Source organism: Sphingopyxis sp. SCN 67-31 (assembly GCF_001725095.1).
In genome coordinates this window covers 1-14,023 of record NZ_MEFH01000102.1, presented here as the reverse complement: position 1 = coordinate 14,023, position 14,023 = coordinate 1, and the positions used below count along the sequence as shown (strand labels likewise).

The window sequence follows — 14,023 nt, the reverse complement described above, 5'->3', positions numbered from 1 at the left end:
AAGGCGGGGGTCCATCTTCGGCCGGTTCCATCTCGAAACCACCGCAGATGGGTCCCCGCCTTCGCGGGGACACACGATAAAGGACAGTCGCAAGATGAAGCCCCACACGCCTTAGGACGGATCGCCATTACAGACCGCCAGCGGCTCCAGCTTTCGCCGCGTCGAAACGGTCGCCGGTCCGGGAAACCGCCGTTCAGACGACCAGCTTGTCGACCATCGCCTCGCGCATTTCGGGAGTGACGTTCAGCACCGCCTCGGCATAGCCCGCGATGTCGCCATGATCGCGCCGCACCGTGGCCAGCGCGGCGTCGAGGTAGGCGGGGTTGACCGACATCAGCGCGCGAACCGCGTCGTCCTTGATCTCGCCCCCATAGCGCTGGCGGATATGCGCGGCACCCTGGGCGATCCGCTCCTCGATCTTGCCCGCCGTGTTGGTGAGCAGATAGTCGTGCATCAGGTCGTCCTCGTGCACGCCGAGCAGGCGGTGGACGATCGCGACCGCAAAGCCGGTGCGGTCCTTGCCAGCGACGCAATGGACGAGGCTCGGCGCATCATATTCGGCGAGCGCCGACAGATAGAGGCGCAGCGTCGCGACGAGCGCGGGGCGATAGGGCATGGCGGCATAGGTGTCGATCATCCGCGCCCGCGCCGTCTCGACGTCGATCGCGCCGCCCGCCGCCTGAAGGTGCGGGGCGAGGCCCGCGGTGATGCCGCCCGCGAACAGCACGCGCGCCGCGAACCGATCCGATCGGCGGCACGGATGCAGTTCGCGCTCGTCGTCGCCGCGCAGGTCGACGACCGTTTCGAGGCCCAGCGCGTCGAGCGCGGCGAGGTCGTCGTCGGTCGCCGCCTCGTGCTGCGCCGACCGCCACAGCACGCCGCTGCGCAGCTGCCCGCCGCCCTCGACGCCATAGCCGCCGTAATCGCGGAAATTGTGGACGCCCGAAAGCGGCAGGACGCGGTCGGCGGCCATGGTCAGTCTCCCGTGAACACCGGCGCGCGCTTTTCGACGAAGGCGTTGATCGCTTCGCGGTTGTCGGCGGTTTCGTGGACGATCGCCTGATAAGCGGCGCTGAGTTCGAGGATGTCGCTCATCCGGCTGTGCTGCGCCTCGCGCATCAGCCGCTTGGTCAGCCGCAGCGCGCGCGGCGGGTTGCAGACGATGCGCTCGGCGATCGCGACGGCGCGGTCGAGCAGGTCGGCATCGGGCACGACCTCGGTGACGAGGCCATAGTCCTTCGCCGTCGCCGCGTCGAAACGGTCGCCGGTCAGGAACAGCTCGGCGGCGCGCGGATAGCCGAGCACGCGCTGGAGCAGCCAGGCGCCGCCGTCGCCGGGGACGATCCCGACCTTGATGAAGCTGCACGCGAATTTGGCGCTCTCGGCCGCGATGCGGATATCGCAGGTGCAGGCAAGATCGCAGCCGAGCCCGATGGCGTGGCCGTTCACCGCCGCGATCATCGGCACCTCGCAGTCCATCAGCGCGCGGATCACCGCCTGCACGCCGCGGCGATAGTTGGCGCGGGTCGAATCGGGCTGGTCGAGCACCCCGATCCCCTGCCGTTCCTGCATGCTCTTCAGGTTGCCGCCGGCGCTGAACGCCTTGCCGCTGCCGGTCAGGATGATCGCGCTGACGCCGCGATCCTCGCCCAGCGCGCGCAGCGTGTCGATGATGTCGTCGCAATCCGCATGCGTTCCGATCGCGTTCATGCTTTCGGGCTTGCTCATCGTCAGGATGGCAATCTTGCCCCGCCGTTCGACACTCAGAAATTCACCCACGCCCTTATCTCCTCTAGAATCCCGACTCTGGAGCATCGAGACATCAAATTGTACCCGTTCGTGCTGAGCTTGTCGAAGCACCGTCCTTTCTCTGACTCCGTAAGAGAAAGGACGGTGCTTCGACAAGCTCGGAGCCTGCCCCCGCGAAAGCGGGGGGCAAATGGTTCAGGTTTAACCCGCGGTGCTCTAGCGAACCGCGCCGCCCTCGCGCAGCGCTTTGATCCGGTCGGCGTCATAGCCGAGCCCGGCCAGCAGCGCATCGCCGTCGCCGCCGACCTGCGGCGCCGCCCGCGGCATGTCGTTCACCGTCGCCGAATAGCGCGGCGCCGGGGCGGGCTGGGTCGCGCCGCCGATGGTGACGAAGGTTTCGCGCTCGACATTGTGCGGATGCTTCGGCGCCTCGTCGAGCGAGAGCACGGGCGCGAAGCAGACGTCGGTCATCTCCATCAGCGCGCACCATTCATCGCGGGTCTTCGTCGCGAACAGCGCGGTCAGCCTGTCCTTGAGCGGGCCCCATTGCGCGGGGTCCATCTGCGCGTCGAAGGCGGGGTCCTTGTCGAGCCCCGTCTTCTCGCGCAGCAGCGCATAGAATTGCGGCTCGATCGATCCGATCGAGATGAACTTGCCGTCGGCGCAGCGATAGGTGTCATAGAAATGGGCGCCGCTGTCGAGCATGTTGACCCCCGCCTCGTCGTGCAGCCGGCCCATGGCGCGGAAGCCCCAGGTCATGCCCGCGAGCAGCGCCGACCCGTCGGTCATCGCGCAGTCGATGACCTGGCCTTCGCCGGTCTTCGCCGCGTGGAGCAGCGCGCTGGCCATGCCGAAGGCGAGCATCATGCCGCCGCCGCCGAAATCGCCGACATAGTTGACGGGCGGCGTCGGCTTCTCGCCGGCGCGGCCGACCGTGTGCAGCACGCCCGACAGCGCGATATAGTTGATGTCGTGCCCCGCCGACTGGGCATAGGGACCGAACTGGCCCCAGCCGGTCATGCGGCCATAGACGAGCTTCGGATTGTCGGCGAGCAGCACCTCGGGCCCGAGCCCCAGCCGCTCCATCACGCCGGGGCGATAGCCCTCGATGATGCCGTCGGCGCTTTTGCACAGGTCGCGCGCGATCTCGACCGCCTGCGGGTTCTTCATGTCGAGCGCGATCGAGGTGCGCCCGCGCGACAGCGGATCGCGGGGGTCCATGAACCCGCCCGGACGGTCGATGCGGATCACCTCGGCGCCATGGTCCGCGAGCATCATGCCGCAGAAGGGGCCGGGGCCGATGCCGGCGAACTCGATGATCCTGACGCCCCTGAGCGGTCCGGTCATGTCGTGTCTCCTGTCCGTTCGTCGCCACCCGCGAGCGGAGCGAAGCGCTCGCGGGTGGCGATAATCGCCTCAGATGCGTTCGATGATGATCGCCGGCGCCATGCCGCCCGCGGCGCACATGGTGACGAGGCCGTAGCGGCCGCCCGAACGCTCGAGCTCGTCGAGCGCGGTGCCGATCAGCATCGAGCCGGTGGCGCCGATCGGGTGGCCGAGCGCCATCGCGCCGCCGTTGATGTTCACCTTCCCGCGATCGAGGTCGAGGTCGCGGATGAACTTTTCGGCGACCACCGCGAAGGCCTCGTTGATTTCCCAGACGTCGATGTCCTCCTTCCCGAGGCCCGCCTTTTCGAGCACCTTCTTCGCCGCCGGGACCGGGGCGTTGAGCATCAGCGTCGGATCGTCGCCGATATTGGCATAGGCGACGATGCGACCGCGCGGCTTCAGCCCGTGCTTGTCGGCATAATCCTTTGAGGTCAGCAGGACCGCCGCCGCGCCGTCGACGACGCCCGAGCTGTTGCCGGCATGGTGGAAATGCTGGATTTCGAGATCGGGATAGCGGCGGTTGATCTGCTTGCGGAAGGTCGTTCCATCACCGAGGTCGAAATCGGCGAGGGCGGTAAAGCTGGGCTTCAACGCCGCCAGCCCTTCGGCGGTGGTTTCGGGGCGCGGAAATTCCTCGCGGTCGAGCGCGACGCTGCCATCCGGGTTGTGAACGGGGACGACCGACCTGGCGAAGCGGCCTTCCTTGATCGCCTTGTCGGCGCGCTGCTGGCTGACGAGCGCGAGGGCGTCGAGCGCCTCGCGGCTGATCCCCTCCATCGTCGCGATCGCGTCGCCGCACACGCCCTGGTGCGATTGCGGGTGCAGCGCGTCGAGTTCGGGATTTCCCGATCCCATCATGCGCTGCGGCAGACCGGCGTTGGCGCGTTCGGCGGACAGTTGCTGCTGATAGCTCATCATCTCGGTGCCGCCGGCGATGACGCAATCCTCCATGCCGCTCATCACGCTGGCGGCGGCGAAGTTCACCGTGCTGATGCCGCCGCCGCAGAAGCGGTCGAGCGTCGTGCCGCTGGCCTTGATGTCGTAACCCGCGGCCAGCGCCGCCATGCGGCCAAGGTCGCCGCCCTGCTTGCCTTCCTGCGTCGAGGTCGACCAGACGATGTCGTCGACGGTCGCGGTGTCGAGATTGTTGCGGTCGCGGATCGCGGCGAGCACCGTCGCGGCCAGGTGCTGCGGGTGCAGGTGCGACAGCGCGCCCTTGCCGGGCTTGCCGATGCCGCGCGGGGTGCGGACGGCGTCGATGATATAGGCTTCGGACATGTATCTATTCCTTTCGTTGGGGAGAAAATCAGCGCGGCGCCATGCGGATCGCGCCGTCGAGGCGGACGCACTGGCCGTTGAAATAGGTGTTGCGGACCATCTCCATCGCCAGGCTCGCATATTCCTCGGCCTTGCCGAGGCGCTTGGGGAAGGGGACGGAGGCCTCCAGGCTTTCCTTGACCTTCGGGTTCATATTGCCGAGCAGCGGCGTGCCGAACACGCCCGGCATGATCGAATTGACCCGGATGCCCAGGTCCATCAGGTCGCGCGCCATAGGCAGGACGAGGCCGTTCACGCCCGCCTTGGCCGATCCGTAGATGACCTGCCCGATCTGCGCGTCCTGCGCCGCGACCGACGCGGTGAAGACGATCGCGCCGCGCTCGCCATCCTCCAGTTCGGGCAAGCTGGCCATGCCCTCGGCGGCGATCGAGCCGATGCGATAGCTGGCGGTCAATATGCCCGCGACGCCATATTCGTAATCGGCGGTCGGGGTGCGGCGATATTTGCCGGTTTCCTTGTCGAAGGCGAGCGTCTTGCCGCGGCGCGACGTCATCGCGCAGTGGACGGCGATGCGTTCCTGCCCATGCGCCGCGCGCGCCGTGGCAAAGCCGTCGACGACCGACTGCTCGTCGGTGATGTCGACATGGACGAACAGTCCGCCGATCGCCTTCGCGACCTCTTCGCCGAGCGCGTCGTTGATGTCGAATATCGCCACCTTGACCCCGGCGGCGGCGAGCGCTTCGGCGGTCGCGCGGCCCAGCCCCGATGCGCCGCCGGTGACAACGGCTGCGGTGGAGGAATCGATCTTCATGGGGAGGCTCCTGTCAGGCTGGTATCTCGTTGAAGGGCACGCCCTTGTCGGGGCGATGATCCTGCGGCAGGCCGAGGATGCGCTCGGCGATCGTGTTGAGCAGCGTCTCGTCCGACCCGCCGGCGATCCGGCCCGTCGGGGCGTTGATCCAGCTCGACGCCCAGTCGTCCTTGGGGGAGGCGTGCGCGTCGAACGCGAAGCCCGCCGCGCCCTGCAAATCGATCGCGAGTTCGGACAGCTTCTGGCGCGAGCGCACCGCGACCAGCTTGTTCAGCGATCCCTCCGGCCCCGGCGTCATCCCCGCCTGCATCATCAGCCGCGCGCGCACGTTGATCGAATCGAGCCCGGCGCGCATCGCATGGTTGCGCGCGATCTGCTGCCGGATGCGACCGTCCTCGATCGCCGGACGGCCGTTCAGCCGCACCTCTTTCGCCAGGTCGACGAACAGGTCGAGGTGCGGGCCGAAGCCGGCGCTGTCGGTCGCGACATAACGCTCGATCATCAGTGTCGCCATCGCGACCGCGAAGCCGCCGCCGACCGGCGACATGCGATGATCGTCGCCGATCCGCACATCGTCGAAGAACACCTCGTTGACATGGCTGTCGCCGCCCGCGAGCTTGATCGGGCGCACCGTGACGCCCGGCGCCTTCATGTCGACCCAGAAATAGGTCAGACCCTTGTGCTTGGCGACGGTCGGGTCGGTGCGCACGACGATGACGCCATAGTCGCTATATTGCGCCCAGCTCGTCCAGACCTTCTGCCCGTTGATCTTCCAGCCGTTGCCGTCGGTCTCGGCGCGGGTGCGCAGGCCGGCCAGGTCGGTGCCGCCCGACGGCTCGGAGAAAAGCTGGCACCAGATTTCCTCGCCCTGCAGCGCCTTCAGCACGCGTTCCTTCACGAAGTCGCGGTCGGTGCCGAACTGCATCAGCACCGGCACCGGCATCCCCAGCGAAATGCCGAAATAGACGTTCGGGAAACCGTGCTTCATCTCCTCGGCCTCGAAGGCGATCTTCTCGATATGGCCGAGCCCCTGTCCGCCCAGATCGGTCGGCCAGTTGATGCCGGCGAATCCCGCGTCGAACTTCGCCTTCTGATACCGGCGGCCGAGCGCGAGATCCTCTTCGACGGTCAGGCCCTTGCGCGCCGCCTTGCCGAATTGCGGCACCATCGACTCGCACCATGCGGCCGCCTTGGCGCGCCAGCCTTCCAGATCGCTCATGCACCTTCTCCCGCCAAACGGTCGACGAGGACATCCTCCCAGAACAGGGTGCTGCCCTGTTCGAGCGCCAGGCTGCGCGCGCGGCGCATGTGGAGGTGCAGGCCGATCTCCCACGTCACGCCGATGCCGCCGTGAATCTGGACGCAGTCGCGCGCCGCACTGTCATAGGCCTCGGTCGCCGACAGCCGCGCAGCGGCGGCGGCGGTGATGAAATCCTCCGCCCCATCGCGTGCCGCGGCATGGATGCAATTGGCGCGCGCCAGTTCGACGAGGCCGTAAAGCTCTGCGATGCGGTGCTTGATCGACTGGAACGCGCCGATCGGCTGGCCGAACGCCTTGCGCGTCACCGCATAGTCGCGCGCGATCTCCATCAGCGCTTCGGCGCCGCCCGTCTGTTCGTGCGCGGTGACGACGGCCTGGAGCGCAAGGATGTGCAGCGCCGCGTCGCGCGCCGCGCCGTCCGTTTCCAGACGCTCGGCGGGCGTGCCCGCGAAAACGAGGTCGGCGAGACAGCGACTGTTGTCGAAACTGGCGACCGTCCGCCGCTCGACCCCGGCCAGATCGGCGATCGCCAGCACCGGCCCGTCCGCTCCGGCGGCGAACAGGATCGCGACGTCGGCGGCGACGCCGCCCGACACGGCGGGCGCGATGCCGTCGAGCCGCCCGTCGGCGAATCGCACGCCGGGCTGCGCCGGCAGCGGATCGGCGCCCGATGCAAAGGCGATCGCCCCGATGCTGTCGCCGCTCGCAAGGCCCGGAAGCCAGCGCGCCTTCTGCGCGTCGGAGCCGTAGAGTTCGATCGCCTTGGCCGCGCCGAAGCCGGAGGTCAGGAAAGGCGCGCCGCTCAGCGTGCGCCCCGCCTGATGAGCGATCAGTCCCAGCTCGACGAGGCCGAGCGCCAGCCCGCCATGCGATTCGGGCAGCGCGAGGGCGGTCCAGCCCTGTTCCTTCGCGGTCGCCCAGAAACCTTCGTGATAGCGCCCCTCGACCTCGAGCAGCGGCAGAAGGTCTTCCTTGCGCATGCGGGCCTCCAGGACGCGCCGCGATTCGGTCGCGATCGCCTGCTGGCCCTCGTCGTGGAGGATCGTCATCGCCGCACCTGTCCTTCTCTCACCCTTCGCTCTTGCCAATGAACCGGACGTTGACGTAAACGTCAAGTCAATTCCGGCGCGGCGGCGACGTAGCGTCACCATGTGGGCAACGAACAGAGGGAAGGACAGCGAATGGCTTTCAAGACGCGGATCACCGAGATGCTGGGAATCGAGCATCCGATCGTGCAGGGCGGCATGCAGAGCGTCGGCTATGCCGAACTGGCGAGCGCGGTGTCGAACGCCGGCGGGCTCGGCATCCTGACGGCGCTGACCCAGCCGACTCCGCAGGCGCTGCGCGAAGAGATCGAGCGCTGCCGGTCGATGACCGACAAGCCGTTCGGCGTGAACATGACGGTGTTTCCGACGATCAACGCGCCCGACTACAAGGCCTATGCGCAGGCGATCATCGACGGCGGGGTGAAGATCGTCGAGACGGCCGGGACGCAGGCCGTGCGCGAAATCTGGGAAATGCTGAAGCCGCACGGCGTCACCATCCTCCACAAATGCACCGCGGTGCGCCATGCGCTGTCGGCCGAACGGGCGGGCTGCGACATCATCTCGATCGACGGCTTCGAATGCGCGGGGCACCCGGGCGAGGACGACATCCCCGGGCTGATCCTGATCCCGGCGGCCGCCGACAAGGTGAAGATTCCGATGCTCGCTTCGGGCGGCTTCGGCGACGGACGCGGCCTCGTCGCGGCGCTCAGCCTCGGCGCGGAGGGCATCAACATGGGCACGCGCTTCTGCGCGACGAAGGAAGCGCCGATCCACGACAATGTGAAGCAGGCCTATGTCGAGAATGACGAGCGCGGCAGCTTCCTGATCTTCCGCAATTTCAAGAACACCGCGCGCGTCGGCAAGAGCGCGGTCAGCGAAGAGGTGGTGCGCCGCCTGTCGCTGCCCGATGCGAAGTTCGAGGACGTCCAGCCGCTCGTCGCGGGCGCCGCGGGTCGCGAACTGCTCGAAACCGGCGACCTCAGCAAGGGCGTCTTCTGGGCCGGCATGGTGCAGGGACTGATCCACGACATCCCGAGCTGCCAGGACCTGATCGACCGCATCATCGGCCAGGCCGAAGCGATCATCGACCAGCGTCTGGCGGGCTTTCGCCGCTAGAGGCCGATGACGTTGGATTGACCTTGCGAGCGGCGCGAAGCGATCCGGGGCGGCTTGCGGCCGCTCTGGATTGCCGCGCGCAATGACGATTCCATCGAATGCGGCATCCGTGTGTCCCCGTGAGCGCGGGGATCCGAAGCGCCCTGACGCCGTCACCCCGGATCAAGTCGGCCTATATATCCTTCAGACACGCAACGGCCTGTTCCCCGGCGAAAGCCGGGGTCCAGATGGCATGGCGCCGCCCCGCATGGACCCCGGCTTTCGCCGGGGAACGGCACCTGTCGAAAAGGGATCATTATCGATCAGGTCCGGGGTGGCGGTCGACGGTGCAAAAAGAACGCCCCGCCGCAGGGCGACGGGGCAGTGGGGAGATGGTGCCGAGGAGCAGGCCGCCGCGACCGTGTCGCGTTGGCTACAGGCCGACACCGAACCTGCGTCCGGCAGAATAGGGTGGAAGCATGCCCTCGCGTTGATATGGATCAAGCGAAGCCATATTCTTTCGCGGGCTGGTCTTGCCCGGGAAAGCACGGCATGGCGCTGGGAGCTAAGGAAGACGGAATGGCATGACGACGGTCCAATATCGCGGCTTCGCGGGCGTTCGGCTCGAAGCGGACATCATCGGGTCGGAAAACGATCCCGCGGTGCTGCTGCTGCACGGGGCGGGGCAGACGCGCGCGGTCTGGGCGCGGCTCGCCGATGCGCTCGAACAGGCCGGGCGCCGTGTCATCAGCCTCGACCTGCGCGGGCATGGCGGCAGCGAATGGCCGGCCGACGGCCGCTATGATTTCGAAGCGATGGTCGAGGATCTCCGCGCCGTGCTCGCGCAGCTCGGTACGCGGCCGGTGGTCGTCGCCTCGACTTTCGGCGGCTGGATCGCCAGCGCGGCGCTGGCGCGCGATGCGGCACTGCTGGCCTCGGGGCTCGTGCTCGTCGACCTGCCTGTCGGCGACGACAGCGGCGCGGCGCTTCGGATCGGCGAATGGCTGCGCGATGCCGTCCGCCCCGGGCCGGAGCAGCCCGTCTGCGATCCGCGCCTCGCCGATGCGTTCGACACCGCGGCGCTGGCCGAACGCCTCGCGGATGTGGCCGGGACGATTGCGCTGCCGACGCTCTATATCCACGGTCTGACGAGCGATCTCGCCTCGCGCGACGATGCCGCGTCCTTCGTCGATCGGCTTCCCGACGGCGAACTCGTCGAGGTCGAGGATACGGCGCCGCGCTTCGCCGACGATCGCAGCGATACGCTCGGGGCCTATCTGATCGACTTCCTCGAGCGCCGCGTGCCGCGCGAATCGCCCGAATATCGCGCCGGGTCCGACGCGCGCACCTTTCGCGACGCGCTCGGCTGCTTCGCGACGGGCGTGACCGTGGTGACCGCGATCGACCCCGACGGCGTGCCGATCGGCCTGACGGCGAACAGCTTCACCTCGGTCTCGCTCGACCCGCCCTTGCTGCTCGTCTGCATCGCGAACAGTTCGGGCAGCGCGGCGATCCTGCGCGGCGCCGACCATTTCGCGGTCAACGTCCTCCAGATCGGGCAGCAGCCCACCTCGAACCGCTTTGCCGGCAAGGGGGAGGATCGCTTTGCCGCGACGCCGTGGGAAATCGGCGAGTTCGGCACGCCGGTGCTCGTGGGGTCGCTCGGCAGCTTCGAATGCGCGCGCGATGCGGTGCACGAGGGCGGCGATCATTTCATCCTCGTCGGACGGGTGCTGAAGGCGATCTTCGAGCCGCGCCGCGATCCGCTGCTCTATTTTCGCGGCAAGTATCGCAAGCTGCACTTCGCCTGATCCCCACCACGCGATTGCCCCCGGCCGTGCCGCTTTGTCGTCGAATCGATGCCGAAGCTGGATCGCGGCACGCCTTCGCGCGTTGATGTACGCGAAACACCGGCCCCAACATGGAGGACTTCATGAGATATCTGAGCAAAGCCGCCGTCTGTCTGGCGGCGTTTTCGATGGTGGCGGCACCAGTTGCGGTTTCGGCCGCCCCCGCATTCGACGGCGCGCGCGCGGTATCGTCGAGCGAGGAAAACAGCGAGTTCGCCGGCGGCGCAAGCTGGATCATCGGTCTGATCGGGCTTGCCGCGGGCATCGCGGTGATGATCGCGATCGCCGATGACAACGACGACGATTCACCCGTCAGTCCCTGACAGCCGGGTTCGCCTCTTATGGAATGAAGCGCTTGCGGTTTCGAAGTCGCAAGCGCTTCTATTTCTGGAGGGAGTTTCGGATTCCGAAAGTGGCAGCCCGGCAGCGCCGGCGGATCGGGCAGCTTCGACAATCGGCGCGATCGGCACGGCAGACCGTCTGACCCAGGCGTTTGATCAACACATGGAGTTCCGCAAGATCGGTCGCACACCAGTCGGACAATGCCGTCATGGTCAGATTATAGACGGTTTGCGTGTCGGCCTTGCCTCGAACGAATCCGAATCGACGCATGATCCTCAGTATATGCGTGTCCACTACGAAGGCCGGCATGCGCAACGTGCTGAAGTTGAGGGTAGACGCCGAAACCTTTCGGCCCACACCCGGCAGACGTTCCAGCCACGCGAGCGCGCTCTCCACGTCCAGCGCGCCGAGAAACGTCAGGTTGAAATCAGGGCGATCTGCGGCGACGAAGGTCAAGGCATCACGAAGGTATTGCGCTTTTACATCAGGAAAGGTCACATCGCCGATGACTTCCTCGACCTCAGCGGTCGTCGCTCGTGCGATGCTGAACCATTCGGGATAGATTTCGACGAGGCGGTGATAGGCGCCCAACGAGACGGCGTCGCGTGTGCGACCGCTGATCATCGACTTCACCAGCTGGCCGACGGGCGTTCGCACACGGACCGGTTCAGCAGGGCAGCCAAAGCGGCATCTTAGCCGATCCCGCACCCACTCCATATCTTCTGTAGCCCAGAAGCTAAACGCCATCTGCATAGTCTCATAATATGAACAAAAAGAGAACATTGCAAGGAAAAAAAGCGGCCGACGGGCTCTGCGGTTGTCCCGACACGTCGCACTATGGGATTAGATTCGGCGGAAAATGGCGGAGCGGGAGGTATTTAGAATATAAGTGTATGTATTTGATATATTTTTCTAAATACTGTCTCTGCTTGTTCGGTCCCACGCAAGTCTCCCTGCGCGCCTGAATTCTTCATTCAGTCCGTAAAACCTCGATGCCAGATTACGCCATTGTTGTCTAACATTTTCTATACTTCTACGTGGTGGCGTGAGTGGGTCTGTTAGACGTAAATTGATTTACGGCGATCATGGCACATGTGGCAACGGGGCTCATTCGATGTTTACCGTCATCCGGTAAGCGGGGTGCATGATTCGCCGCCCACGATACCGCGCGCCTGCTAAGTTGAAGCGCCGGCGCTCCCGCTCGCTTCCTTACATGCTGGGTGCCGGGATGGTTGGGGCCACAGCGGGCTTAGCCTTCACGGCGATTACGCCTGAGGGCAGTGAAAGAGTCGTGGCGAGCCTGGGTGACTTTGCAGAGAACCTTGGAGAGGTGAGGGGGCGAAAGCCACAGGATGGCGATTACTGGCGTCGCTGTGCCGACGCGCGCGCGGCGGGCGTCGCTCCGATCTACCGAGGCCAGCCGGGTTACCGCGACGGATTGGACGCTGACGCCGATGGGATCGCGTGCGAGCCCTATCGCGGTTTATGAGACAGCATTCGAGCAAGATTGGCCGGTAGGCGAACGTCGGCTTTAAGGGGCGAGAAGGTGGATAGCTGACATTTACCCAGCGCCCGGTGCCGACCAACTTAAGTCGCTCGATGTTGAGACATGAACGACCGGCATTACTGGGTAGCTGCCGATCAGCTTAGCTTCAGCGCTCACGCTCATACAGGCCGCGCTGGAACCCCAGGAACGTGGAGCGGATCTCGGCAACCGACCCCAGCTCACGCACGGCATCCATTGGCGTTCCGTATTTCAGTTCCAGTAGGGCGGGAAGCTTACCGTCGTCCAATTCGCTCTCGCCAATGGCCGCATATTGCGAGAGAACGAAATCGAGGAAGTCACGCTGCTTATCGCCATATCGGGAAAGGATCGTGGCGCGCCGAGTGTCTGCCCGCTCGATCCGCTTGAGGGGCGGACGTGCCCACGCGATGAATGCTAGCACGTCGAACAAGTCGCTCTCCTGCGAATCCGTCGCCCGGCGGATGCCGTCGAGCGCCTCGCCGGTGAATCCGCGTTCGGCCAGGCCCTCCACGAGCCTGCGCCGCGTGTCCGGCTGGCTCCAGATCGCGCGCAGCTCGTCTTCGTCGCGGAACAGATCGGGTAATTGGCCGAACAGGTCTTCGATGAACTGCTGCGCCGAAACCGGCTTGCCATCGACGCTCCAAAAGGTCGTCGCGCTGATATGCTGGAATGCGCGTTCCTTCCCGTCCGCCAGCCGGATCACCAGCTTGGTCTTGGGCGGCTCGGGGTCCGGCCCCGGTTCGGATGGCTCTGGTGGATCGCCCTCTGGCTTCCCTTCGCGCGGGCCTTTCGGCGGCTCAGGGTCCAGCGGCTCGCCATCCCACTCGGGATCGTTAAAGTGCTGATAGGCCTTCACGAAATCGAGGATGGTGAAATAATCCTTGCCATCGAATAGCCGAGTCCCGCGCCCGATGATCTGCTTGAACTCGATCATCGAATTGACCGGACGCATGAGCACGATGTTGCGGACGTTACGGGCATCGACCCCAGTGGACAGCTTCTGCGAGGTCGTGAGGATCGTTGGGATTGTCTTGTCGTTATCCTGAAAGGTACGCAGCCATTGGTCGCCGATCTTCTGATCAGCGGCCGTCACGCGGACACAATAATTCGGATTGTTGCTGGCCTTCACTTGGTTGATGAGGTCGCGAACGATGCCAGCGTGGGGCTGTGACGCGCAGAAAACGATCGTCTTCTCTCGCTGATCAATCATGTCCATGAAGGTCTTGACGCGATACAACTCGCGCTCGCGGATTTCGATGGTGCGGTTGAAGTCGCCCTCGGTGTAGCGCTTGCCGTCCTCCACCGCGCCTTCGATCACGGCATCGTCGGCGGTGTAGACATATTCGTCTATCGTCGTCCCGATCTGGCGGACCTTGAACGGGGTCAAGTAGCCGTCGTTGATGCCCTCTTTCAGCGAGTAGGTGTAAACCGGCTGGCCAAAATAAGCGTAGGTGTCGGCGTTGTTCTTCCGCTTCGGCGTGGCTGTCAGCCCGATCTGCACGGCGGGCGCGAAGTAGTCGAGGATCGCGCGCCATTCGCTTTCGTCCTTCGCGCCGCCGCGATGGCATTCGTCGATGATTGAGGATCAGCGTGCAATAGGCACCCCCTTCGTGGGGTGATCGGCGTGCAAAAAGGACCCCTTCATCCCGGGGATTTAGTCGGCCGACTGGTTTTGAT

12 protein-coding genes and 1 pseudogene are annotated in these 14,023 nt (G+C 65.7%); 4 read left to right on the top strand and 9 right to left on the bottom strand.

The features are described from left to right. Nucleotides 1-193 precede the first annotated feature (193 nt). The 7 genes from ABS88_RS19505 to ABS88_RS19475 form a co-directional block, all read right to left on the bottom strand. Nucleotides 194-973 carry a tyrosine-protein phosphatase gene (locus ABS88_RS19505; RefSeq protein ID WP_067113146.1) on the bottom strand — a complete coding sequence of 260 codons (780 nt, stop codon included), beginning with the start codon at nucleotides 971-973 and terminating at the stop codon, nucleotides 194-196. Between the two features lie 2 nt (nucleotides 974-975). After that, nucleotides 976-1,779, bottom strand: coding sequence for a crotonase/enoyl-CoA hydratase family protein (locus tag ABS88_RS19500; RefSeq protein ID WP_067113149.1), 804 nt, complete (start codon nucleotides 1,777-1,779; stop codon nucleotides 976-978). Between the two features lie 186 nt (nucleotides 1,780-1,965). Next, nucleotides 1,966-3,096, bottom strand: a complete 1,131-nt coding sequence (locus ABS88_RS19495) for a CaiB/BaiF CoA transferase family protein (protein ID WP_076075087.1) — start codon at nucleotides 3,094-3,096, stop codon at nucleotides 1,966-1,968. A gap of 69 nt (nucleotides 3,097-3,165) precedes the next feature. Continuing rightward, nucleotides 3,166-4,416 carry an acetyl-CoA C-acetyltransferase gene (locus ABS88_RS19490; RefSeq protein WP_076075090.1) on the bottom strand — a complete coding sequence of 417 codons (1,251 nt, stop codon included), beginning with the start codon at nucleotides 4,414-4,416 and terminating at the stop codon, nucleotides 3,166-3,168. Nucleotides 4,417-4,444: 28 nt separating this feature from the next. Continuing rightward, nucleotides 4,445-5,227: an SDR family NAD(P)-dependent oxidoreductase gene (locus ABS88_RS19485; protein WP_076075092.1), complete on the bottom strand. Its 783-nt coding sequence runs from the start codon at nucleotides 5,225-5,227 to the stop codon at nucleotides 4,445-4,447. A gap of 13 nt (nucleotides 5,228-5,240) precedes the next feature. Beyond that, on the bottom strand, nucleotides 5,241-6,446 hold the full coding sequence (locus ABS88_RS19480; RefSeq protein WP_076075095.1) for an acyl-CoA dehydrogenase family protein: 1,206 nt from the start codon (nucleotides 6,444-6,446) through the stop codon (nucleotides 5,241-5,243). Next, entirely contained in the window at nucleotides 6,443-7,537 is a 1,095-nt protein-coding gene (locus ABS88_RS19475; protein ID WP_076075097.1) for an acyl-CoA dehydrogenase family protein, read from the bottom strand. The genes ABS88_RS19480 and ABS88_RS19475 overlap by 4 nt, the downstream gene beginning before the upstream one ends. A 132-nt stretch (nucleotides 7,538-7,669) precedes the next feature. On the opposite strand from ABS88_RS19475, the gene ABS88_RS19470 reads away from it, so the two are divergent. From ABS88_RS19470 to ABS88_RS19460, 3 genes are all read left to right on the top strand, one after another. Continuing rightward, nucleotides 7,670-8,650, top strand: a complete 981-nt coding sequence (locus ABS88_RS19470; protein ID WP_067113170.1) for an NAD(P)H-dependent flavin oxidoreductase — start codon at nucleotides 7,670-7,672, stop codon at nucleotides 8,648-8,650. Nucleotides 8,651-9,213: 563 nt separating this feature from the next. Beyond that, entirely contained in the window at nucleotides 9,214-10,440 is a 1,227-nt protein-coding gene (locus tag ABS88_RS19465) for an alpha/beta fold hydrolase (protein WP_286750320.1), read from the top strand. Between the two features lie 122 nt (nucleotides 10,441-10,562). Next, nucleotides 10,563-10,802, top strand: coding sequence for a hypothetical protein (locus ABS88_RS19460; protein WP_158682223.1), 240 nt, complete (start codon nucleotides 10,563-10,565; stop codon nucleotides 10,800-10,802). Between the two features lie 58 nt (nucleotides 10,803-10,860). On the opposite strand, the gene ABS88_RS19455 is transcribed toward ABS88_RS19460, so the two are convergent. Continuing rightward, on the bottom strand, nucleotides 10,861-11,568 hold the full coding sequence (locus ABS88_RS19455; RefSeq protein WP_199775083.1) for an endonuclease III domain-containing protein: 708 nt from the start codon (nucleotides 11,566-11,568) through the stop codon (nucleotides 10,861-10,863). 397 nt (nucleotides 11,569-11,965) lie between these two features. On the opposite strand from ABS88_RS19455, the gene ABS88_RS19450 reads away from it, so the two are divergent. Further along, complete coding sequence (locus tag ABS88_RS19450; RefSeq protein ID WP_353745116.1) at nucleotides 11,966-12,310, top strand: excalibur calcium-binding domain-containing protein; 345 nt, start codon at nucleotides 11,966-11,968, stop codon at nucleotides 12,308-12,310. 163 nt (nucleotides 12,311-12,473) lie between these two features. Here ABS88_RS19450 and ABS88_RS19445 read toward each other — a convergent pair. Beyond that, nucleotides 12,474-13,925 (bottom strand): annotated as a pseudogene (locus ABS88_RS19445) (type I restriction-modification enzyme R subunit C-terminal domain-containing protein); the annotation flags it as partial. Between the last annotated feature and the right edge of the window lie 98 nt (nucleotides 13,926-14,023).